This is a genomic window from Sphingopyxis sp. Root154 (assembly GCF_001427105.1).
GTDB lineage: Bacteria > Pseudomonadota > Alphaproteobacteria > Sphingomonadales > Sphingomonadaceae > Sphingopyxis.
On the sequence record NZ_LMGI01000002.1, the window covers coordinates 1,842,564 to 1,862,522 of the forward strand.

At 67.0% G+C, this 19,959-nt stretch carries 16 protein-coding genes; 10 read left to right on the forward strand and 6 right to left on the reverse strand.

What is annotated here, in order from left to right:
• Positions 1–31: 31 nt before the first annotated feature.
• Both ASD73_RS14300 and ASD73_RS14305 read left to right on the forward strand, forming a co-directional pair.
• Positions 32–2,818, forward strand: a complete 2,787-nt coding sequence (locus tag ASD73_RS14300) for a TonB-dependent receptor (RefSeq protein ID WP_156377429.1) — start codon at positions 32–34, stop codon at positions 2,816–2,818.
• Positions 2,819–3,076: 258 nt separating this feature from the next.
• Positions 3,077–5,860: a TonB-dependent receptor gene (locus ASD73_RS14305; RefSeq protein ID WP_056373059.1), complete on the forward strand. Its 2,784-nt coding sequence runs from the start codon at positions 3,077–3,079 to the stop codon at positions 5,858–5,860.
• A 264-nt stretch (positions 5,861–6,124) separates the two neighbouring features.
• On the opposite strand, the gene holA is transcribed toward ASD73_RS14305, so the two are convergent.
• Genes holA through ASD73_RS14325 form a run of 4 tightly spaced genes read right to left on the reverse strand, consistent with a single transcriptional unit; the run spans position 6,125 to position 10,779 of the window.
• Positions 6,125–7,156 (reverse strand): DNA polymerase III subunit delta, encoded by a 1,032-nt coding sequence (gene holA, locus ASD73_RS14310; RefSeq protein WP_056373060.1) that lies wholly within the window; start codon positions 7,154–7,156, stop codon positions 6,125–6,127.
• Entirely contained in the window at positions 7,153–7,701 is a 549-nt protein-coding gene (lptE, locus tag ASD73_RS14315; protein ID WP_056373061.1) for an LPS assembly lipoprotein LptE, read from the reverse strand. Before lptE ends, holA begins: the two co-directional genes overlap by 4 nt.
• Positions 7,701–10,262 carry a leucine--tRNA ligase gene (gene leuS / locus ASD73_RS14320; protein ID WP_056373062.1) on the reverse strand — a complete coding sequence of 854 codons (2,562 nt, stop codon included), beginning with the start codon at positions 10,260–10,262 and terminating at the stop codon, positions 7,701–7,703. Before leuS ends, lptE begins: the two co-directional genes overlap by 1 nt.
• Positions 10,263–10,317: 55 nt before the next feature.
• Positions 10,318–10,779, reverse strand: coding sequence for a DUF3576 domain-containing protein (locus tag ASD73_RS14325; protein ID WP_056373063.1), 462 nt, complete (start codon positions 10,777–10,779; stop codon positions 10,318–10,320).
• Positions 10,780–11,057: 278 nt separating this feature from the next.
• Between ASD73_RS14325 and ASD73_RS14330 the strand changes: the two genes are divergently transcribed.
• Complete coding sequence (locus ASD73_RS14330) at positions 11,058–11,771, forward strand: hypothetical protein (RefSeq protein WP_056373064.1); 714 nt, start codon at positions 11,058–11,060, stop codon at positions 11,769–11,771.
• Here ASD73_RS14330 and ASD73_RS14335 read toward each other — a convergent pair.
• Positions 11,744–12,361, reverse strand: a complete 618-nt coding sequence (locus ASD73_RS14335) for a thiamine phosphate synthase (RefSeq protein ID WP_056373065.1) — start codon at positions 12,359–12,361, stop codon at positions 11,744–11,746. The two genes, ASD73_RS14330 and ASD73_RS14335, sit on opposite strands and share 28 nt — an antisense overlap.
• A 57-nt stretch (positions 12,362–12,418) precedes the next feature.
• Here ASD73_RS14335 and ASD73_RS14340 point away from each other — a divergent pair, with 57 nt between their 5' ends.
• A complete protein-coding gene (locus ASD73_RS14340; protein ID WP_056373066.1) occupies positions 12,419–13,081 on the forward strand; it encodes a YggS family pyridoxal phosphate-dependent enzyme in 663 nt (220 codons plus the stop codon).
• Positions 13,082–13,101: 20 nt separating this feature from the next.
• Positions 13,102–13,722 (forward strand): GyrI-like domain-containing protein, encoded by a 621-nt coding sequence (locus ASD73_RS14345; RefSeq protein ID WP_056373682.1) that lies wholly within the window; start codon positions 13,102–13,104, stop codon positions 13,720–13,722.
• Positions 13,723–13,728: 6 nt separating this feature from the next.
• Here ASD73_RS14345 and ASD73_RS14350 read toward each other — a convergent pair whose 3' ends face one another.
• Positions 13,729–14,241, reverse strand: coding sequence for a DUF4402 domain-containing protein (locus ASD73_RS14350; protein ID WP_056373685.1), 513 nt, complete (start codon positions 14,239–14,241; stop codon positions 13,729–13,731).
• Positions 14,242–14,335: 94 nt separating this feature from the next.
• Between ASD73_RS14350 and ASD73_RS14355 the strand changes: the two genes are divergently transcribed.
• From ASD73_RS14355 to ASD73_RS14375, 5 genes are all read left to right on the forward strand, one after another.
• Positions 14,336–15,406, forward strand: a complete 1,071-nt coding sequence (locus ASD73_RS14355) for a type III polyketide synthase (RefSeq protein ID WP_056373067.1) — start codon at positions 14,336–14,338, stop codon at positions 15,404–15,406.
• Positions 15,403–16,116 (forward strand): methyltransferase domain-containing protein, encoded by a 714-nt coding sequence (locus ASD73_RS14360; protein ID WP_056373068.1) that lies wholly within the window; start codon positions 15,403–15,405, stop codon positions 16,114–16,116. The genes ASD73_RS14355 and ASD73_RS14360 overlap by 4 nt, the downstream gene beginning before the upstream one ends.
• Positions 16,113–17,210, forward strand: coding sequence for an NAD(P)/FAD-dependent oxidoreductase (locus ASD73_RS14365; RefSeq protein WP_156377392.1), 1,098 nt, complete (start codon positions 16,113–16,115; stop codon positions 17,208–17,210). Before ASD73_RS14360 ends, ASD73_RS14365 begins: the two co-directional genes overlap by 4 nt.
• An 86-nt stretch (positions 17,211–17,296) precedes the next feature.
• A complete protein-coding gene (gene msrB, locus ASD73_RS14370; RefSeq protein WP_056373070.1) occupies positions 17,297–17,704 on the forward strand; it encodes a peptide-methionine (R)-S-oxide reductase MsrB in 408 nt (135 codons plus the stop codon).
• A gap of 55 nt (positions 17,705–17,759) precedes the next feature.
• A complete protein-coding gene (locus tag ASD73_RS14375) occupies positions 17,760–19,958 on the forward strand; it encodes a PBP1A family penicillin-binding protein (RefSeq protein WP_082521553.1) in 2,199 nt (732 codons plus the stop codon).
• Position 19,959: the final 1 nt, after the last annotated feature.

The window sequence follows — 19,959 nt, forward strand, 5'->3', positions numbered from 1 at the left end:
GAAATCATCTTCCCTTCGTGCTGCCCGATTTATGCGCACCAGCGCGCTCGGCGTATCGCTTGCTATCGCTGCCGTATCCGCACCGGCCTTCGCCCAGAATACCGCGGCCGATGCGCCGGCCGACACCGCGACCGACGACAGCGACAACACCCCGATCATCGTCACCGCGCAGGGCCGCTCGCAGCTGCTCTCCGACGTGCCGGTCGCAATCTCGGCGGTCAACGCCGAAACGCTGCAGAACAGCGGCGCGAACGACATTCGCCAGCTGAACCAGCTCGCCCCGTCGCTGCTCGTGTCGTCGACCGGCTCGGAAGCCAACGGCTCGGCGCGTATCCGCGGCATCGGCACCGTCGGCGACAACCCCGGCCTCGAAAGCTCGGTCCCGGTGTTCATCGATGGCGTCTATCGCTCGCGTTCGGGCATCGGGCTCAACGAGCTCGGCGAACTCGACCGAATCGAGGTGCAGCGCGGCCCGCAGGGCACGCTTGGCGGACGCAACTCGTCGGCGGGCCTGATCAGCATCTATTCGAAAAAGCCCGATTTCAACTTCGGCGCCACGGGTGAGGTCACCTATGGCAATTATGATTATTGGCGTCTTGGCGGCAGCGTCACCGGCCCGCTCGGCGAAACGCTCGCGGCGCGCCTCGACGGCGTGTGGGTCAAGCGCGACGGTTTCTATAACGACACCGCAAACAATCGCGACGTCAACAACCGCGACCGCTATTTCCTGCGCGGCCAGTTGCTGTTCGAACCGACGGATGCGCTGTCGGTCCGCCTCATCGCCGATTATACCTCGCGCGACGAGGAATGCTGTGCGGCGACCTATGTCGGCCCGAGCGTCAACCAATATATCGGCAATCTCAACACCCCCAGCGCAGTCGGCGCGGGCGCGACCCCGACGTCGAACAATATCATCAACGTGCTGCGCGACCTCGGCCAGTCGGTCGGCGCGTTCAACCAGGGTTACAGCCGCGACATTTCGGTCACCCCGGGCCGCAGCTTTGCCGGCAAGACGAAGGATTACGGCTTCTCGGGCCAGATCGACTATGATTTCGGCGGCGCGACGCTGACCTCGATCACCGCGTATCGCGAGTACCGGTCGAGCCAGGCCGGCGACGTCGACTATGGCACGGTCGATATCCTCTATCGCGCGCCCGATGCCGACGCGTACCGCCAGTTCCACACCTTCACCCAGGAACTGCGCCTGCAGGGCGAAGCGTTCGACGGCAAGCTCGACTGGCTCGTCGGCGGCTTCTATGCCGATGAAAAGCTGCGCGTGCGCGACAATCTGCGCTTCGGCGAAGACTATGGCCGGTTCGCGGCGTGCCGCCTGATCACGGGCACGGCGCTTTCGGGCCTCTATTCGCCGGCCAGCCCGTCGTGCATCATCCCGGGCGTCGGGCAAGCAACGCTGCTGGGCGCCTTCGGTCCCGCTGCCGGCCCCGATATCGTCGCAAGCCTCGCAGCGCTCGACGGAATCAGCGACAAGGGCAGCATCAACGACGTCTATCGCCAGAACGGCAAGAACTGGGCGTTGTTCACGCACAATATCTTCCACATCACCGACAAGCTCGATTTCACCTTCGGCGTCCGTTACACCAACGACAAGAAGAAGTTCTCGGCGACCTTCACCAACGACAACACGGCCTGTCAGGTGATCCAGGGCCGGTTGCTCGACGATCTGTCGAGCCCGAACGCCACCATCCGCGCCGTCGCGGGCGGCCTGATCGGCCTCGGCTGCCAGGGCAATTCGACCGCCGAACTCAACGGCGTGTCGATCAACGACAAACGGAGCGAGGACGAATGGACCGGCACCGCGATCCTGTCGTACAAGCCGGTCGACGACCTGATGGTGTATGCGAGCTATTCGCGCGGCTACAAGGCGGGCGGCTTCAACCTCGACCGCTCGGCGCTGAAATCGCCGATCCTGCCGTTCGCGGCGACCCCCGGCGGCGCGCAGGGGCTGGTTGGCGCGTTGCAGTTCGACCCCGAAAAGGTCGACAGCTATGAACTGGGCGCCAAATATGCGACCGGTCCGTTCGGCCTCGGCCTGACCTTCTTCCGGTCGGACTTCTCGAGCTTCCAGCTCAACACGTTCAACGGCACCGTTTTCCTCGTCCAGAACGTCAATGGCTGCGACAGCGACCTGAACGGCGGCGACCGCGACCAGAGCAAGTTCACCGGCGCGCCGAACTTCAATGCCGCGGCGGCAACGACGGGCGCCTGCCCCAGCGACGACGTCAGCCATGGTGTCCGGTCGGAAGGCTTCGAACTCGAAGCCTCGCTCGTTCCGGCGCGCAGCTTCCGCATGACCGCCGGCCTGACCTATGCGAAGACCAAATATCGCAATCAGCTGGTGGGCAATAATTCGGGCGCCCCGCTCGACCAGGCGCTGCGCCTGCTGCCGGGCAACAATCTGTCGAACGCGCCCGAACTGGTCGCGACCGGCAGCGTCGCCTGGACGCCGGATATCGGCAGCAGCGGGCTGACCGGCCTCGTCTATGTCGATGGCCGCATGACCGGCGATTACAACACCGGTTCCGACCTGTTCCCGCAGAAGGAGCAGAATGGCTATGCGCTGTTCAACGCGCGCATCGGCATTCGCGGCCCCGACGAGAAATGGGGGATCGAATTCTGGGGCCAAAATATCTTCAACAAGCAATATGCCCAGGTCGCGTTCAACTCGCCCTTCCAGGAAGGTGCGACCTCGGCGACCGCCGCCTTTGCCGACCCGCAATATCCGGGCGGCCGCCAGATCTTCTCGCAGTTCCTCGCCGAACCCAGGACCTATGGCGTGACGCTGCGCGGCAAATTCTAAGCAGTAGCGAATTACGGACTATCGGGGGCGGGACACATGCTGTTCCGCCCCCTTTTCTATTGGCCGCCCGGAATGCCGGACCCCGTCAACCCGTCAGATCTGACAGCTGTGACATAAATGACGCGGCACAACGGACAATGAGGTTACCGAACGGGCTGGCACTGGCTTGGCGCGGCCCGGTCATGATAGGCTGCTGCACAAATAGAATATCGTGACGCTCTCCCGCATAAAAACACCTGTGGAGGAGGGCCCATGACCATGACAGACCGTTCCCGCCGTATCCGCCTGCTGCGTAGCTGCGTCGCGGGCCTGCCGCTTTCGTTCGCCCTGTGGGCCGCGCCTGCCACGGCGCAGGATGCCGGCGCTGAAACCAATGACGAAACGATCATCGTCACCGCGACGCGGCGCAGCGAGGCGCTGTCCGATGTACCGATCGCGGTTTCGGCGGTCACCGGCGAGACGCTGGAAAAGACCGGCGCGACCGACGTGCGCGCGCTGGGACAGGTCGCGCCGTCGCTGCTCGTGTCGGGCGCGACGAGCGAGGTCAATTTTTCGGCGCGCATCCGCGGCATCGGCACGGTCGGCGAAAATCCCGGCCTTGAATCGTCGGTCGGCCTGTTCATCGACGGCGTTTATCGCAGCCGGACGGGCGTGGGCCTGTCCGAACTCGGCGACATCGAACGCGTCGAAGTGCTGCGCGGACCGCAGGGTACCTTGTTCGGGCGCAACTCGACCGCGGGCCTGATCAACATTGTCACCAAAGGCCCCGAGCTCGGCCGTTTCGGCGCCAAAGGTTCGATATCCTATGGCAATTACGACTATTGGCGCGTCGACGGGATGATCAATGCGCCGCTGGGCGACAAGGTGGCGGCGCGGCTCGACGGCGTCTGGCAAAAGCGCGACGGTTTCATCCACAATGCGACGGCGGGCGAGCCCGACATAAACGACCGCGACCGCTGGCTGGCGCGCGGGCAACTGCTGTTCGAACCGAGCGAGACGCTGAAATTCCGCCTGATCGCCGATTACAGCAAGCGAAACGAAAATTGTTGCGGCGGCGTCCTGCTGAACCCCGTGCGCAACCTGGCGCGCGGACCCGACGGCTTTCCCGTCGCATCGGCGAACACATTGCTGCCGATCCTGCAGGCATTGGGCACGAACCATCAGGTCCCGCCGACGGGTACGCCCTTCGTCCGGCGGCAGGCGACGACGCCCGGGGTCACCTATCGATCGGACACCAAGGATTGGGGTGTTTCGGGCGAGCTCAATTGGGAGCTTGGCGCGGCGACATTGACCTCTATCACCGCCTATCGCGACTACAAGAATGGGCAGGGCCAGGACGCCGACTTCAGCGCGCTCGACATCCTGCGCCGCACCGACCTCGATCGCCGGTTCCGCCTGTTCACACAGGAAGTCCGGTTGCAGGGCGAGGCGTTCGACGGGCGGCTCGACTGGCTCGTCGGCGGCTATTATGCGAACGAGAAACTCGATGTCGACGACGACATTGTTTACGGCAACAATTACGAACAGTTCGCCAACTGCCTGCTCTTCGCGAGCGCGCTGCCCTCGGCGGTGCTGCCCTCCAACCCCGCGTGCGTGAACGTGCCGGTGGTACAGGGGACGATCGCGGTCCTGCCCCCGGGTGCGACGCGATCACTGCTGCAGGCGCTGATCGCCAATCCGGCGCGTCCGGGCTTCGGCTCGCTCGCCGCAGCGCTCGGCCAGCCGGCGCTCGCGATCAACGGCACCGGCAATCAGGGATCGACCTTTGCGCAGCGCAGCCGCAACTTCGCGGTCTTTACGCACAACAGCTTCGACATCGTCCCCGACGTGCTGACCTTCACGATCGGGGCGCGCTATACGAGCGAGCGCAAGACCCTCGATGCCGACGCGAATTTCAACAATGCGATCTGCCCGCTGATCGTCAATTCGCCCTTCCAGTCGCTCGCGACCTTGCCCTGCGTCATCAACAGCACCGCGCCCGACCTGCCGCGCGGCAGCGCAGGGACGAAGTTCAAGGATAATGAATGGACCGGAACCGCGGTGCTGAGCTGGAAACCCGCCCCCGAATGGCTGGTCTATGGTTCGGCGTCGAAGGGATATAAAGCGGGCGGCTTCAACCTCGATTTCTCGGCGCTCGACCGGACGTGCAACACGACCTTCGACCCGGCCTGCGCGGCGCGGCTGGCGCTGCCCGCGAACACGAGCGGCAACGGCCGTCCCGAGGCGAGCGACCTGCAATTCGCGAGCGAAAAGGTCGATGCCTATGAACTCGGCGTCAAATGGGACGGCCCCGGGATCGACGTCAATGTCGCAGCTTTCTATCAGGAATATAGCAATTATCAGCTCAACACCTTCAACGGCGTCAATTTCGAGGTCACCAACATTCAGGCGTGCAAGGACGATCTGAACGGCGCCGACGCCGACGGGTTCGCGGCGACCGGCGCCTGCCCATCCGATCGTCTGAAACCCGGCGTGCGATCGAAGGGGGTCGAGATCGAAGCCTTCCTGCGCCCCGCGCGTTACGTGTCGGTCAATATGGGGCTGACCTGGGTCGACACCCTCTATCGCCGCAATCTGGTGGGCACGGGCGGGCGGCCGCTGTCGCCGGTGCTGTTCCAGCTTCCGGGCCGCGGTGTGTCGAACGCGCCGCGATATGTCGCGACGGCGGGGATCAGCTGGACGCCGCCGATCGGCAGTTCGGGAATGAGCGCGCTCGTCTATCTCGACACGCGCCTGCAAAGCGACACCAACACCGGGTCCGACCTCGACGTCGAAAAGGTTCAGGATGGTTTCGCGATCTTCAACGGCCGCATCGGCCTCTATGGGCCCGAGCGGCGTTGGGGTGTCGAAATCTGGGGCCAGAATCTGCTCAACAAGACATATTATCAGATCGGCGCCGACATGCCGCTGCAGGGCGGCGGCACCTTCCGCGCCGTCGCGGCGCCCGCGTCGTCGGGGCTGGCCGGCACCGCGAACCAGCTATTCGTCGGCTTCCCCGGAGAACCGCGCACTTACGGGGTGACATTGCGCGGCCAGTTCTGACCGGTCTCTCCCCCTCCCCGCTTTGGGGAGGGCGTAGGGAGGGCCTGCCGCGGCCGGGCACTGTCGCGTCAGGCCCTTTCCTTTGGCGATGTCCGCTTTGGGGTGGATTCCACCCATAACCCCTCCCTTTTAGGGAGGGGTTATGGGTGGGTACGAGCGAAGCGAGCAGCAGTAGAACACCGCCTTCGGCGGCTATCCACCCCCGGCCCCTCCCTAAAGGGGAGGGGAGAAGTATGTGCGCAACCGGTCGTTAGCTGCCTGACCCTAGCGCGCCCGCGCGGCCTGGTGCGCGATGTCGGTCATCAGCTTGCGGAACAGCACGGCGCCCGCGGTGCCCGACGCCTTGAGCGCGCGTTCGCAGTCGAGCAACCGGCTCATCAGCCGCGCGATGCGCACCGAATCCCAGATGTGGAGCTGCGCGGTCACCGCGTCGCGCTCTTTCCAGAAGATCCCGCTGGTGCGCGCCGAGACCACGGTAGCCGGGTGCGCGCCGCCGTCAACCTCGGCGCGGAGGCGCGCGAGCGCCATCGCGCGGATCGCGAGCGCGCGGATGATGCGGATTTCGGCGACGCCGACCGCGGTCGCCTTGGCCAGCATCTCGGGCATTTCGCGTACCTTGCCGCCGAGCGCGACGTTGATGCACTCGCTGACATCCTCCTCGTGCGTCGCGGCGCCGAGCGCGGCGATGTCGGCCGCGGTCACCTGCCGCTGGCGGTCCGGGCCCGCGTCGAGGTAGAGCGCGATTTTCTCGATCTCGCGCCGCATCAGCGCCTGGTCGCCCGAGACGAGGTCGACGAGCAATTGCGCCTCGGCATTGGCGAGGCGCAGGCCCTGTTCCTGCCCCGCGCCCATCGCGATCCCGACGAGCGCGCGGCGATCGGGCTGGTAGCAGATCGCGGCAACGGCATGATCGGAGCTTTCGACCAGCTTGACGAGTTTCGACTTGGCGGTAACCGATGCGCCGGTCGCGATCACCGGGTTGATCGCGGTTTCAGCGGCGAGCAGTGCCTCGACCGCGGCGAGGCCATCGTCGCCGCTGCCCGACAGTTCGACCCTGATCACGCGCGCGGACGAGAAGAGCGACATCGATGCCGCTTCGGCGGCAAGCAGCGACGGGTCCTGCGAGAGCTGCGATCCCGAAAGGTCGAGCCGCTCGGCATCCTTGCCCGCAAGCCCGATCAAATGGCTCGCGACGGCTTCCATCGTCGCTTCGTCGGGGCCGGTGAGGAGGGTGAAACGAACCGCGGGGTCGAGGCGCGAGAGGCGTTCGAGTTCGTTCGGCTTGACCGTCTTCATTGCCCTGCGGGCGTCGGGGCGGGCGCAGCGGCCGGTTGTCCGCCGCCGCGGTTCGCAAAGACGGCGAGGCGCGCGACGATCTGGTCGGCGACCGCCGACGCGAGGCGTTCGAGCGCCGAGGATTCGGCGGCGATCGTCGCATATTCGCTGCCGACGACGTCGATCCCCGCGTCGGAGAACGCCGTCGCGTCGAGCAGCACTTCGCCGGTCGCGGCATTCACGAGCTGGTAGCGTGCGCGCAGCGTCCGCCGCTCGCGCGTCACCGCATCGTCGGCGCGGACGCCGAAGCCGGTGATCGAATCTTCGAGCCGCACGTCGAGGCGGAGGCGCTTGCCCGCGCCCTCGCCGCCCTGCGTCGCCTGCAGCCGGTCGCGGAGCGCGTTGCGGACGAGCCAGCCGCTATGCCCCTCGATCGCCGCGACGTCGACGTCGGCGAGCACCTGCGCCACCGCCCCCTTGCTGCCATTTGCGTACAAGGGACGCAGGCCGCAGCCGCCGATGGTCAGCGAGACGGCCGCGAGGCAGGAGATGAGAAGCAAACGCATCAGGGAACGATATTCACCAAACGGTCGGGGACCACAATGACCTTCTTCGGCGCGGCGCCGGCGAGCAGCTCGACGATGCGCGGGCGCGCGAGCGCCGCGGCTTCCACGGCATCCTTGTCGAGACCTTTGGCGAGCGTCATCGTATCGCGCAGCTTGCCCCCCATCTGGATCGCGATTGTCACCTCGTCATCGACGAGCAGTGCCGGATCGGCGGCGGGCCAGGCAGCGTCGGCGATCATCGCGGTCGTGCGCTGGCCGGCGGGAAGCGCGGCCCATGCCTCTTCGGCGAGATGCGGCAGCATCGGCGCGACGAGCAGAATGAGAGTGCGGCACGCCTCGGCGCGCGTCGCCGAGGGTTTCGCCTTCTCGATCTCGTTCGCAAGCGCGTGGATTTTCGCCACCGCCTTGTTGAAGCCGAGCGCCTCGATGTCGGCGGCGACGCCGGCGATCGCCTGATGCAGCTTGCGCGCAAGGCCGAGGTCTTCGGCGCCGTCACCGACATTTTCGGTGTCGCCGAAGATCCGCCACAGGCGCTGGACGAAGCGCCAGGCGCCCTCGATGCCGGCCTCGCTCCACGGCAGGTCGCGCTCGGGCGGGCTGTCGGAGAGCATGAACCAGCGCGCGGCGTCGGCGCCATACTGGTCGAGGATGGCATCGGGATCGACGACATTCTTCTTCGACTTCGACATCTTGATCACGCGGCCGACGTCGACCGAATAGCCGTCGGCGGTGAGCGTCGCGCCGTCGGGGCGACGCTCGATCTCCTCGGGGGTGAAGTAGAGCGGGGCCTGCCCCTCGCCCTGTTCGCGGCTGTAGGTCTCGTGCGTTACCATGCCCTGCGTGAACAGGCTCGCGAAGGGCTCGGCGATGTCGATCATGCCCATATGCTTGAGCGCACGCGTCCAGAAGCGCGCGTAGAGCAGGTGGAGGATCGCATGCTCGATGCCGCCGATATACTGGTCGACGGGCAGCCAGCGGCGGATGACTTCGGGATCGAAGGGTTTGTCCGCCGGCGAGCTGGCGAAGCGCAGGAAATACCAGGACGAATCGACAAAGGTGTCGAGCGTGTCGGTTTCGCGCACCGCGTCGCCGTCGCAGCCGGGGCAATGGACATGCTTCCATGTCGGATGGCGATCCAATGGATTGCCCGGGACCGAGAAATCGACATCCTCGGGCAGGATGACGGGAAGCTGGTCCTTGGGCACCGGCACGGTGCCGCACGCATGGCAGTGGATGAAGGGGATCGGCGTGCCCCAGTAGCGCTGGCGCGAGACGCCCCAGTCGCGGAGGCGCCACACGGTGGTGCCCTTGCCCCAGCCCTCATGCTCGGCGCGCGTTATGACGGCCGCTTTGGCCTCATCGATCGTCATCCCGTCGAGGAAGTGGCTGTTCACCAGCTTGCCGGGGCCGGTGTAAGCCTCGGTGCCGGTAAAATGCTGCGCCGTATCCTCACCGTCGGCGATGACGCGGTGGACCTGCAACCCGTATTTATGCGCGAAGTCGAGGTCGCGCTGGTCGTGCGCGGGGCAGCCGAAGATCGCGCCGGTGCCATAGTCCATCAGCACATAGTTCACGACCCAGACGGGCAGATGCCAGTTCGGGTCGAGCGGGTGCTCGACCGCGATGCCGGTGTCGAAGCCCATCTTCTCGGCGGTGTCGATCTGTTCGGCGGCGGTGCCCTGACGGCGACAGTCCTCGATGAACGCCGCGAGCTCGGGCGAATCCTTCGCCAGCCGCTCGGCGAGCGGATGGTCGGGTGAGATCGCCGCGAAACTCGCACCATAGAGCGTGTCGGGGCGGGTGGTGAAGACGTCGAAACCGGCCGCGCCGCCGGCGAGCTTGAAGCTGAATTCCAGCCCCTGCGACTTGCCGATCCAGTTTTCCTGCATCAGCCGCACCTTGTCGGGCCAGCTGTCGAGGCTGCCGAGCCCTTCGAGCAGTTCGTCGGCGAAGTCGGTGATCTTCAAAAACCACTGCGACAGCTTTTTCTTCTCGACGAGCGCGCCCGAGCGCCAGCCGCGGCCGTCGATCACCTGCTCGTTCGCGAGCACCGTCATGTCGACGGGGTCCCAGTTCACATAACTGTGCTTGCGCGTGACGAGCCCCGCGGCGAACAGGTCGAGAAACAAGGCCTGTTCCTGGCCATAATAATCGGGTTCGCACGTCGCGAGCTCGCGGCTCCAGTCGATCGCGAGGCCGAGGCGTTTCAGCTGCGCGCGCATCGACGCGATATTGTCGCGCGTCCAGCCGCCGGGGTGGACGCCCTTTTCCATCGCGGCATTTTCCGCCGGCATGCCGAACGCGTCCCAGCCCATCGGATGGAGCACGTCGTGCCCCGTCATCCGCTTGAAGCGCGCGAGGACGTCGCCCATCGCATAGTTGCGGACGTGGCCCATATGAATGCGCCCGGAGGGATAGGGGAACATCTCAAGGATATAGGCCTTCGGCCGCTCGACTCCGTTGGCGGCCGTATCGGTCGTGGCAAAGCTGTTCGCCGCCTCCCACGCCTTTTGCCAGCGGGCGTCGGCGGCGAGGGCGCCAAAGCGCGGTTCGCGGGTCATTCGTCGGTTACCCCGTTAGTTCTGTGTGGGCAGGCGCGCGAGGCGCGCCGCCGGATTAGTCCCTGATGGCCGAGCGACGCAGGTCGCGGGCGCGGGTGAGGATGATTTCCTCGAGCTTCTGTACCGTCGCTGCCTGCACCGGCGCGTCGACCCAGGAGCCGCCCTGCGCCACCTGCCGCGATGCGGCGATGCGAAGCGCGTCGGCGCGCAGATCCTGGTCGAGGATCGAGACGGTCACCTTCATCCGCTCGCCAGGGTTCGCCGGGTTCGCATACCAGTCGGTGATCACGACGCCGCCGGCCGAATCGGCCTGGAGCAGCGGCATGAACGACAGCGCATCGAGCGAGGCGCGCCACAAATAGCTGTTCACCCCGATCGTCGTCACCTGGCTGGCGGCGAGATCGGCGCGCGGCCGTTCCTTGTTCGCGCAGGCCGAAAGACCGAGCGCCGCGAGCCCGAGCAGCGCGAGCGCGGCCGGACGGCGACCGAGCGTGGCAAGGACGGAAAGCTGGGACATGCGGGTACACCTTATCTCTTGAGCCCGTCCGACGTGGAAAATCGGCCGCGCGGAACGATATTGCCAGCGTCTCTATCGCCCTTGCCGCCATCGGGCAAGCGCGGCAATTTCAGCTTTGCCGCGGTTCAGATTCTGGTCAGATTCGAAACGCACTGTGACGATCGCGCAACAATTTTGGCAAAAATCGGAATCGTTGCAACAATTTGGCGGGATTCACTGGCAATGTTGTGCCGGGAGTCCTATTTGAAGAATCCGATTGGGGTTGGAGTCGCAGAGCAATGGCGCGGACGTCGCGACATTTTTGGAAGGGAAGCCTCACCGCTTTGGCGGTGGTTTCGCTTGCGCTTCCGCCAGCGCTCGCCGCGATGTCCAGCAGCGACCGAATCCGCGATACCACGCTTTCGGAAACCTTGCTTGGCCAGTTCACCCCGGCATCGGGCGATGAGCGGCTGATCGCACGCTATAACAAGATGTCGGCCGAACAGCGGGGCAGCTTCAGCTTCACCCCCGCGCTCCCCGACGACGGCCGCAAGAACCGCGCGATCACCGTCGTGATTCGTGCCCGCGACGACGCGTCGAGCGCCACGCGCACCTCTGCGCTGGCTGCGGGCCGGACCGCGCCGATCGCGATCACCCCGGTCGCCTATAATCTGGGCGCCTCGGTCGGATTCGAGAAATTCGTCACGCCGACGCTGCCGCGCGGCACCGACCTTCGCAACCTGCCGGTCGCGAAGGCTCCGGAACAGGACGAGAAGAAGTCGCGCTTCGCCACGCGTATGGTCAACCGCCCAAGCGACCCAAGCGGGGCAACCGATCGCGTCACCGCTCCTGGCGAAGCGTCGGCCGTCGATGTCGTCAGCAGCTATCGCCTGACCAAGAACATCGACGTCACCGCGGGCGTTCGGTACAAGAGCGACGACCGCATCGAGCCGCTGACCGATACGCGCCGCGACAGCCAGGCGGTCTATGTCGGAACCGCGTTCCGCTTCTGACGCTTCCGGCGCTTCGTCTCCATTTTTTCCCACGCATCGATCGCCGCCCAACCGGACCTAAGTCCGCTTGCGCGACTTAGCGCGCGCGCGCGCGCCGCCGTCATCCCGCCGAGCGCGATCGGCTGTGCGCCCGATAGCCGCGCGAGCCGCAGCCACGCCGCGCGCCCGAGCACCGGGGCGCCGGGGTGCGACCGCGTCGGATGGAGCGGCGAGATGAAGACGCCGCCGGCTCCGGCCCTGCACGCGCGGTGCGCTTCCTGCACATCATGGACGGGCATCGTCAGCAGCAGGCCGAGCCGATGCGCCTGCCCCGCCTGCGTTGCGTCGCGCTGTCGAAGGTGGACGCCGTCGGCGCCCCAGCGCCGCGCCGTGGCAGGCGGTCCCGCGAGCAGCACGGTCAGCGCACGAGTGCGCGCGATGCGCATCAGCCGCCGCAGCAGGCGCCAGCGCGCAGCCGGTGCCAGGCTGTCGTGGCGGAGGACGATACCGCTGCCGGGGGGAAGCAGCGCCGCGAGTTCGGCGATACCAACCAGGGTCCGCTCGTCGCTGAACAGCCATGCGTTCGGCAGGAGGGGGTGGCGCCCGGTCATCGCCCTTTCTATAGGCGCGTCGCGAGCGCGCGCAACGCGCGGGATGGAAACGAGACGATGAGCGAAGCAGCAGACCGGCTGGCCGAGATAAATGCGAATATCGCGGGAGCGGCAAAGCGCGCGCAGCGGCGGGCCGACGAGGTCTGCCTGATCGCGGTGTCGAAGACGCACCACACGCAGGCAATCCGCCCGCTGATCGCCGCGGGCCAGCGCCACTTCGGCGAGAACCGCGTGCAGGAAGCCGCGGCGAAATGGCCCGAACTGCGTGCCGAAACCCCCGACATCATGCTCCACCTGATTGGCCAGCTGCAATCGAACAAGGCCGAGGAAGCTGTGGCATTGTTCGACGCGATCCATTCGCTCGACCGCAGCTCGCTGGTGCAGGCGATCGCGAAAGCTTGTAAAAAGGCGGGCAAGCAGCCGCAGCTGTTCGTCCAGGTCAATATCGGCGATGAGGAGCAAAAGGGCGGCTGCGCGGTCGCCGACCTGCCCGCGCTGCTGGCCGAAGCGAAGGACGCCGGGCTGACGATCGACGGACTGATGGCGATCCCTCCGGCCGAGATCGAGCCGGCGCCCTTTTTCGCGCTGCTCGACGAACTCGCCGAACGCCACTGCCTGCCCTTGCGTTCGATGGGGATGAGCGCCGATTATGAGACTGCGGTCATGCTGGGCGCGACGCATGTGCGCGTCGGGACGGCGCTGTTCGGGTCGCGCGCGTAGCGGGAGGATAGCGGATGGCGATGGAAAAGCTGGACCTGAAAAAGGCCCGCAAGGCACTCTTCACCGCTCCCCCCGGGCGCTTCGTTCCGGTTACGGTGCCGCGCGTTTCCTACCTGATGGTCGACGGGCATGGCGACCCGAACAGGAATCCCGAATATGGGCGCGCCGTCGAAAGCCTCTATTCGACCGCCTATGCCGCGAAGTTCGCGTGCAAGGCCAAGGGCGCCGATTTCGTCGTGGCGCCGCTGGAGGGGCTTTGGTCGGCCCCCGACCCGGAAAGCTTCACCGCGCGCCGCAAGGACGAGTGGGACTGGACCATGATGATCATGCTACCCGACGAGGTGGACGAAGAGATGGTGCGCGCGGCCCAGGCCAAAGTGCGGGAAAAACTCGGCGCGCTGCCCGAAAGCCTGCGGCTCGGGACGCTTGACGAAGGTCTCTGTCTGCAGGCGCTGCACATCGGCAGCTATGACGACGAAGGCCCGCTGCTCGCGTCGCTGCACCACGACGTCATGCCTGCGGGCGGATATGATTTCGCCGGCCGGCATCACGAGGTCTATCTGAGCGATCCGCGCAAGACCGCACCCGAAAAACTCAAGACGCTTCTTCGCCAGCCGGTGCGGCCGATCGGTTCCGCATAGAGCGCGCTATTGATACTCGACCGTCACCGAGACCCGCCCGCGATAGTCGCCGTCGTCGAGTCCGGCGATCTGCAACCGGCCACCGAAGCGGAACTGAAGCCGGCCGTCCGCGCCGAGACGCGGCGCGGCCGACAGGTCGGTGACGAGGCCGGTGACGCGCGCGGTGCGGCCGTGGCCGCTTTCGAGATCGATGCTTGCGGGAAGGATGACACGCACCTCGGCTCCGGGCTCGCCGCGCACGGTGACGGTGCCGGTCAGCGCGAAACCGCCGAGGTCGACGACATCGCCGCGCACGCGGCGGACGCCCGACGCGGGGTCGAGTTCGACCTCGCCGCCCATCGCGCCGACCGCGACGCGGCCCATGTCGAGCCGGGTTTCGACATCGACGCGCAGCGGCACCTCGGCCTTGCGCGCCGCGATGCCCGCCGCCTTGTCCTGCGCGCAGAGCATGCATTGCGCGGCCGCAAAGGGCGTAGGGCCGAAAGCCAGCGCAAAGCCAAGAAAAAGACGCAGTTTCACATCTTCCCCTTGGCACAGCATGGTTAATCCGAGGTAAAATGGCGCAGCACCTTATCCACTGGCCAGCGCCGCGCTTTTGGGTCAAACCCGCGCCATGAGCAGCCCTCCGCCCGTCCGGCTCAACGCCCTCGCCACCGCGGTACCGGGGCACGATATCCATGCCGCTTTCATCGACTGGGCGACGCCGCGCCTCGCCGACCCGCGCATGCGGGCGCTCTTTGCGCGGATGGCGGCACGATCAGGGATCGACCACCGCTGGTCTGTGCTGCCACCGACCGCCGGCGGTGGATCGCCCGTCGGCGCGGGCGGATTTTACGACGTCCCCGGCCTGCCGCCGACCTCGGCGCGGATGGCGGCCTATGCAGAATATGCGCCCGATCTTGCGATGGAGGCGATCGCGGCGCTCGGCGACGCGCTCGAGCCGGCGCGCATCACCCATATCGTCGTCGCAAGCTGCACCGGCTTCGTCGCGCCCGGGATCGATCAGATCATCGCGCAGCGGCTGGGGCTGCCCGCGACGGTCGAGCGCGTGCTGATCGGCTTCATGGGCTGTTATGCCGGGGTCACCGCGCTGCGCACCGCGCGGCATATCGTGCGGTCAGAGCCCGGCGCCGTCGTGCTGGTGGTCAGCGTCGAACTGTCGAGCCTGCACCTCTCGCCCGCCGTCGAAGCCGAACCCCTGCTGATGATGCTGCAATTCAGCGACGGCGCGGCGGCGGGCATCGTGTCGGCGGCGCCGGGCGGGCTCGAACTGGGCGAAGGTCGCAGCTTTGCGCTCGAGGACAGCGCGGACCTGATCCGCTGGGACATCGGCGACAAGGGGTTCGAAATGCAGCTGTCGGGCGAAGTGCCCGGGCGGCTGCGCGAAACATTAGCCAAGCCCGATGTGCAATGCGCACTGTTCGGCGACGCCGGCCCGCCGCCCCTCCTCGCGGTCCACGCCGGAGGGCGCTCGGTACTCGACGCGGTCGAGCATGCGCTCGGCGTCGATCCGGACACCCTCGCCGACAGCCGCGGAGTGCTCGCGCGGTTTGGCAATATGTCGTCGGCGACGATCTTGTTCGTGCTCGCCGACATGATGGCGCGCGGCGCGACGGGGGAGGGCGTCGCCATCGCCTTCGGCCCCGGGCTCGCCGCCGAAGCGATCCGCTTCACCGCGTCATGAACCCCTTCGCCAGCCTCCGTGTCCCGATCGTCCGCGAGGAGGAGATGGACGCCGCCGAGCTGCCGCCCGAACGCTATGCCCGCGTGCTTGCCGACCTGTCGCGGATCAACGGCCTAACGATGGCGCCGCGTCCGACGCTAGGCTTTCTGGAACGGGTTCGCGCGCGCGGCGTTGGCGACCGGCCTTGGCGGATCCTCGACGTCGGGTTCGGCGCGGGCGACATGCTGACGCGGATCGCGCGCTGGGGCGAGAAGCGCGGGGTCGCGCTCGACCTGGCCGGCGTCGACCTCAATCGCAAGAGCGAGGCGGTGGCGGCGATGCGACTCGGTGCGCGGGCGCGGCTGATCACCGGCGATTACCGCGCGCTCGCGGGGCAGGGGTGGGACATCATCCTCTCCAGCCTCGTCACGCATCATATGACGCCCGCGCAGCGCACCGAATTTCTGCGCTTTATGGAAGGCGAGGCGGCGCGCGGCTGGCTGGTCAACGACCTGCATCGCCAGCGCCTGCCGTTCGCGGGCTTCCCTTTGCTGGCCACGCTGGCGCGGGTCGACCCGATCGTGCGCCGCGACGGGCAGCTGTCGGTCGGGCGCGCGTTTCGCCGCGCCGAATGGCGGGCGATGCTGGCCGAGGCGCTGCCCGATACGGCGAACAAATGCCGCATCTTCCGTAGCTTTCCCTATCGCCTCTGCGTCGAGCATATCCGGTGACCGATGCTATCGTCGTCGGGGCCGGACCTGCCGGGTCCGCGGCGGCGATCGGGCTGGCTCGCACGGGCGCAAAGACGCTGCTGATCGAACGCGCGAGAGAGACGGGCGATGCGCTGTGCGGCGGCTTCCTGAGTTGGCAGACATTGCAGCGGCTCGACACGCTCGGGATCGAGCGCGCGGCGCTCGACGGGCAGGCGGTCCGCTGCGTGCGGCTGTTCGCGGGCCAACGGCAGAGCGAAACGGCGCTGCCCGGCGAAGCGATGGGGGTATCGCGCCGCCGGTTCGATAGCGCGCTGCAAGCCGCAGCCGTGGCGGCGGGCGCCGGGCTCGAACGTGGTGTGCACGCAACGGCGCTCGAAGGCGGCGCGGTGCAGACGCGCGATGGCCGTGTCCTGACGGCGCAAGCCATCTTCCTCGCCGCGGGCAAGCACGGCTTTCGCGGCTTTCCACGCGAGCCCGCCGCATGGCAACGCGCCGACCCCGCGATGGGGTTGCGCTTGCGGCTTCCGGCACATCCTTCGCTCGACCGGCTGGTCGGCGATGCGGTCGAGCTGCACCTGTTCGATCGCGGCTATGCCGGGCTGGTGCGGCAGGAGGATGGCAGCGGCAACCTGTGCCTTGCGGTCCACAAGTCGCGGCTCGATGAAGCGGGGGGCGATCCGGTGGCGCTGCTGCGCGCGCTGGCGGACCGGCTTCCGCACCTCGGCGAACGGCTGGCGCATGCCGACTGGTCGCGCGCCGTCGATGCGATCGGGCACGTCCCTTATGGCTGGCGCGCGGCGGAGACGGCGCCGGGCCTGTTCCGGCTCGGCGACCAGGCGGGGGTGATCCCGAGCCTGGCGGGCGAAGGCATGGGACTCGCGCTCGCGAGCGCCGAGGCGGCGGTGGCAGCGTGGCATTACGCAGGCAGCGGCGCGGCGCCCGGATTTCAGAAACGCCTCGCGGCGAAGATGACGCGGCCCTTCGCGCTTGCCAATCTCGTCTGGCGGATGGGCGAAAATCGGCACACGGCAGGAACCATGACGGGCATGGCGTCACTTTTTCCGGCGTTGGTGCGAATGATGTCGCAGGCGACGCGAATCGAGCCACGCTGACACCCCCTTGCGATAGCGAGGCGCCGCGCCGATATTGAAGCCAACAGCGATGGTGCCCCAAACGGCTCATCCGAAGGAGATCCTCCATGACCGATCCGAAAACCGAAAAGACGCTCGACCCGATGGCGCATCATGTGCTGCGCGAAGGCGGCACCGAGCGGGCGTTCACCGGCAAATATACCGATCACAAGGGCGACGGCATGTACCGCTGCGCCGGCTGCGGCGAACCCCTGTTCGACAGCCGTACCAAGTTCGACAGCGGGTCGGGCTGGCCAAGCTATACCGCGCCCGCCGAAGGTGGCGCGGTGACCGAACTGACCGATACCAGCCACGGCATGGTCCGCACCGAAGTGCGCTGCGCCAAATGCGAAGGCCATCTCGGCCATGTCTTCCCCGACGGCCCCGGGCCGACCGGGCTGCGCTATTGCATCAACAGCGCGGCGCTTGACTTCGCGGACCGCTCGCCGGATGAGGCGCAGACCGGCGAAGGCTGAAACCTCCTTCCCGGACTGACGCATCAGGGGCGCAGTGAGGGAAGGAACACCGGCTTTGCGCCGTGAAAGACAGCAGGCTTCGTCGAATAAATCGTCATCGTCCAGCAAGCGCAGCGGCACGCCCGGCGGCGAGCCGCCGCGCTGGCGCGTGTGGCTGCGCCGCGCCTTTCGTTGGGGCCTCGGCCTCGCGGTTGTCGGCCTCGTCGCGCTGGCGGTTGCGGTCGGGATTGCGGTGCAGCGCATGCCGAGCTTCGAGGAGCTCAAGAAATCGCCCGCGGGGCAGACGATCCGCGTCCGCGCCGCCGACGGCACCGTCTTCCTGTCGCTCGGCCCCAATTATGGTCGCTGGCTGACGCTGCGCGAAACGCCGCAGGTGATGCAGGACGCGATGGTCGCGGTCGAGGACCGGCGCTTTCGCTATCATCCGGGGCTCGACCCCGTTGGGATGGCGCGCGCGGCGGCGGTCGCGCTGCAAAATCGCGGCAGCGGCCGGCGCCTGCAGGGCGCATCGACGATCACGCAGCAGCTCGCGCGCAATATCTTCCTGTCGAACAGCTATGATTTCAAGCGCAAGGCGCGCGAAATGATCCTCGCGATGGCGCTCGAATGGAAATTCTCGAAGGACCAGATCCTCGAGCTTTACCTGAACAAGGTCTATTTCGGCGGCGGCAGCTATGGCATCGATGCCGCATCGAACAGTTTCTTCGGCCATAGCGCGACCGAAATGTCCCTGTCCGAGGCCGCCGTCGTCGCGGGCCTGGTCAAGGCGCCGTCGCGCTATTCGCCGACCGCCGATGCGCAAGCGGCGCTGGGCCGTGCCGGGGTCGTGCTCGACGTCATGGTCGATGCGGGCGTCATCACGCGCGCGCAAGCCGACAGCGCCGAGCCCGCCAATGTCCAGCTCGCCAAGGAAACCGGACAGAATAGCGCGCGCTATTTCAGCGACTGGGCCTTGCCGCAGCTCGACATGCTGATCGACGAGGGCAGCGAGGCGCTCGACGTTTATACGACCATCGATCTGGGCATGCAGCGCGCGGCGACCGCGTCGATCCAGGCGAACACGCCGAAGAATGTGCAGGGCGCGCTGGTGTCTCTCGACCGCGACGGCGCGGTGCGCGCGATGGTCGGCGGCAAGGATTATGTGTCGTCGAACTACAACCGCGCGACGCAGGCGCTGCGCCAGCCCGGGTCGGCGTGGAAGCTATTCGTCTATATGGCGGCGCTCGAGGCGGGCTATAAGGTCAGCGATCCGGTCGTCGACGAGCCCGTGACGATCAACGGCTGGTCGCCGCGCAACTCGTCGGGACGTTTTTCGGGCACGATGGACCTGCGCTCGGCCTTCGCCTATTCGGTCAACACCGTCGCGGCGAAGCTGGGCGACGAGGTCGGTTTTTCGGCGGTCGCCAACATGGCGCGCCGTTTCGGCATCACGACGCCGGTCAATACGCATCCCTCGATGGTGCTCGGCAGCGCCGAGGTGCGCGTGATCGACATGACCGCCGCCTTTGCCGCGGTGTCGCGCGGCGGCGTGTCGGTGCAGCCCTATGGCATCACCAAGGTGACGACCGCGAGCGGCGAGCTGCTCTATCAGCGCCCCGCCGAGCGCGGGACGACGCTGGTCGACCATTGGGTTGCGGCGGGCATCACCGACCTGCTGCAAACCGCGGTTAACACCGGGACGGGCAAGGCGGCGCAGATCGGCCGCCCCGTCGCGGGCAAGACCGGGACGACGTCGAGCAACAAGGACGGCTGGTTCCTCGGCTTCTCGAGCGGGATCACGACCGGCGTGTGGATGGGCCGCGACGATGCGAAGGCCGTCGGCGGACTGCAGGGTGGCCGCGCACCCGCGAAAGCCTTTGCCGATTATATGCGCGTCGCGGTCGCGCGGCGGCCGGTCGAGCAGTTCGACACCGAAGTCGTGCTGCCCGAATGGCAGCTCGAGGACGAAGGCGAGGCCTATATGGGCGAGCCGGGCCAGGAGGGCTTCGTCGACGAGAATGGCATGCCGATCGAGCTGCCCTATGACAGCCGCCCGCCCGAGGCCGTGGACCCGGCACCGCCGCCGACCGACGACGGCCCGGTGCTCGACCAGCAATGGATCGAGGAGCAGACAGGGCGGCGGCCGCCAGCCGACAATGGCGCGGCGCCCAAGAATAGCGGCCAGCCCAAGATCGTGACGGTGCCGAAGACTGCACCGCCGCCGGCGAAGGCGCCCGTGCCGCGATCACAGCCGCAGACGGACGATTTCGACTAGC

Coding starts and splice junctions, on each gene's coding strand:
- ASD73_RS14360 (WP_056373068.1), top strand. CDS start 15,403: ATGAACCCCTTCGCCAGCCTCCGTGTCCCGATCGTCCGCGAGGAGGAG.
- ASD73_RS14305 (WP_056373059.1), top strand. CDS start 3,077: ATGACAGACCGTTCCCGCCGTATCCGCCTGCTGCGTAGCTGCGTCGCG.
- lptE (WP_056373061.1), bottom strand. CDS start 7,701: ATGCGTTTGCTTCTCATCTCCTGCCTCGCGGCCGTCTCGCTGACCATC.
- msrB (WP_056373070.1), top strand. CDS start 17,297: ATGACCGATCCGAAAACCGAAAAGACGCTCGACCCGATGGCGCATCAT.
- ASD73_RS14300 (WP_156377429.1), top strand. CDS start 32: ATGCGCACCAGCGCGCTCGGCGTATCGCTTGCTATCGCTGCCGTATCC.
- ASD73_RS14330 (WP_056373064.1), top strand. CDS start 11,058: ATGGCGCGGACGTCGCGACATTTTTGGAAGGGAAGCCTCACCGCTTTG.
- ASD73_RS14355 (WP_056373067.1), top strand. CDS start 14,336: ATGAGCAGCCCTCCGCCCGTCCGGCTCAACGCCCTCGCCACCGCGGTA.
- ASD73_RS14335 (WP_056373065.1), bottom strand. CDS start 12,361: ATGACCGGGCGCCACCCCCTCCTGCCGAACGCATGGCTGTTCAGCGAC.
- holA (WP_056373060.1), bottom strand. CDS start 7,156: ATGAAGACGGTCAAGCCGAACGAACTCGAACGCCTCTCGCGCCTCGAC.
- ASD73_RS14325 (WP_056373063.1), bottom strand. CDS start 10,779: ATGTCCCAGCTTTCCGTCCTTGCCACGCTCGGTCGCCGTCCGGCCGCG.
- ASD73_RS14340 (WP_056373066.1), top strand. CDS start 12,419: ATGAGCGAAGCAGCAGACCGGCTGGCCGAGATAAATGCGAATATCGCG.
- ASD73_RS14345 (WP_056373682.1), top strand. CDS start 13,102: ATGGAAAAGCTGGACCTGAAAAAGGCCCGCAAGGCACTCTTCACCGCT.
- leuS (WP_056373062.1), bottom strand. CDS start 10,262: ATGACCCGCGAACCGCGCTTTGGCGCCCTCGCCGCCGACGCCCGCTGG.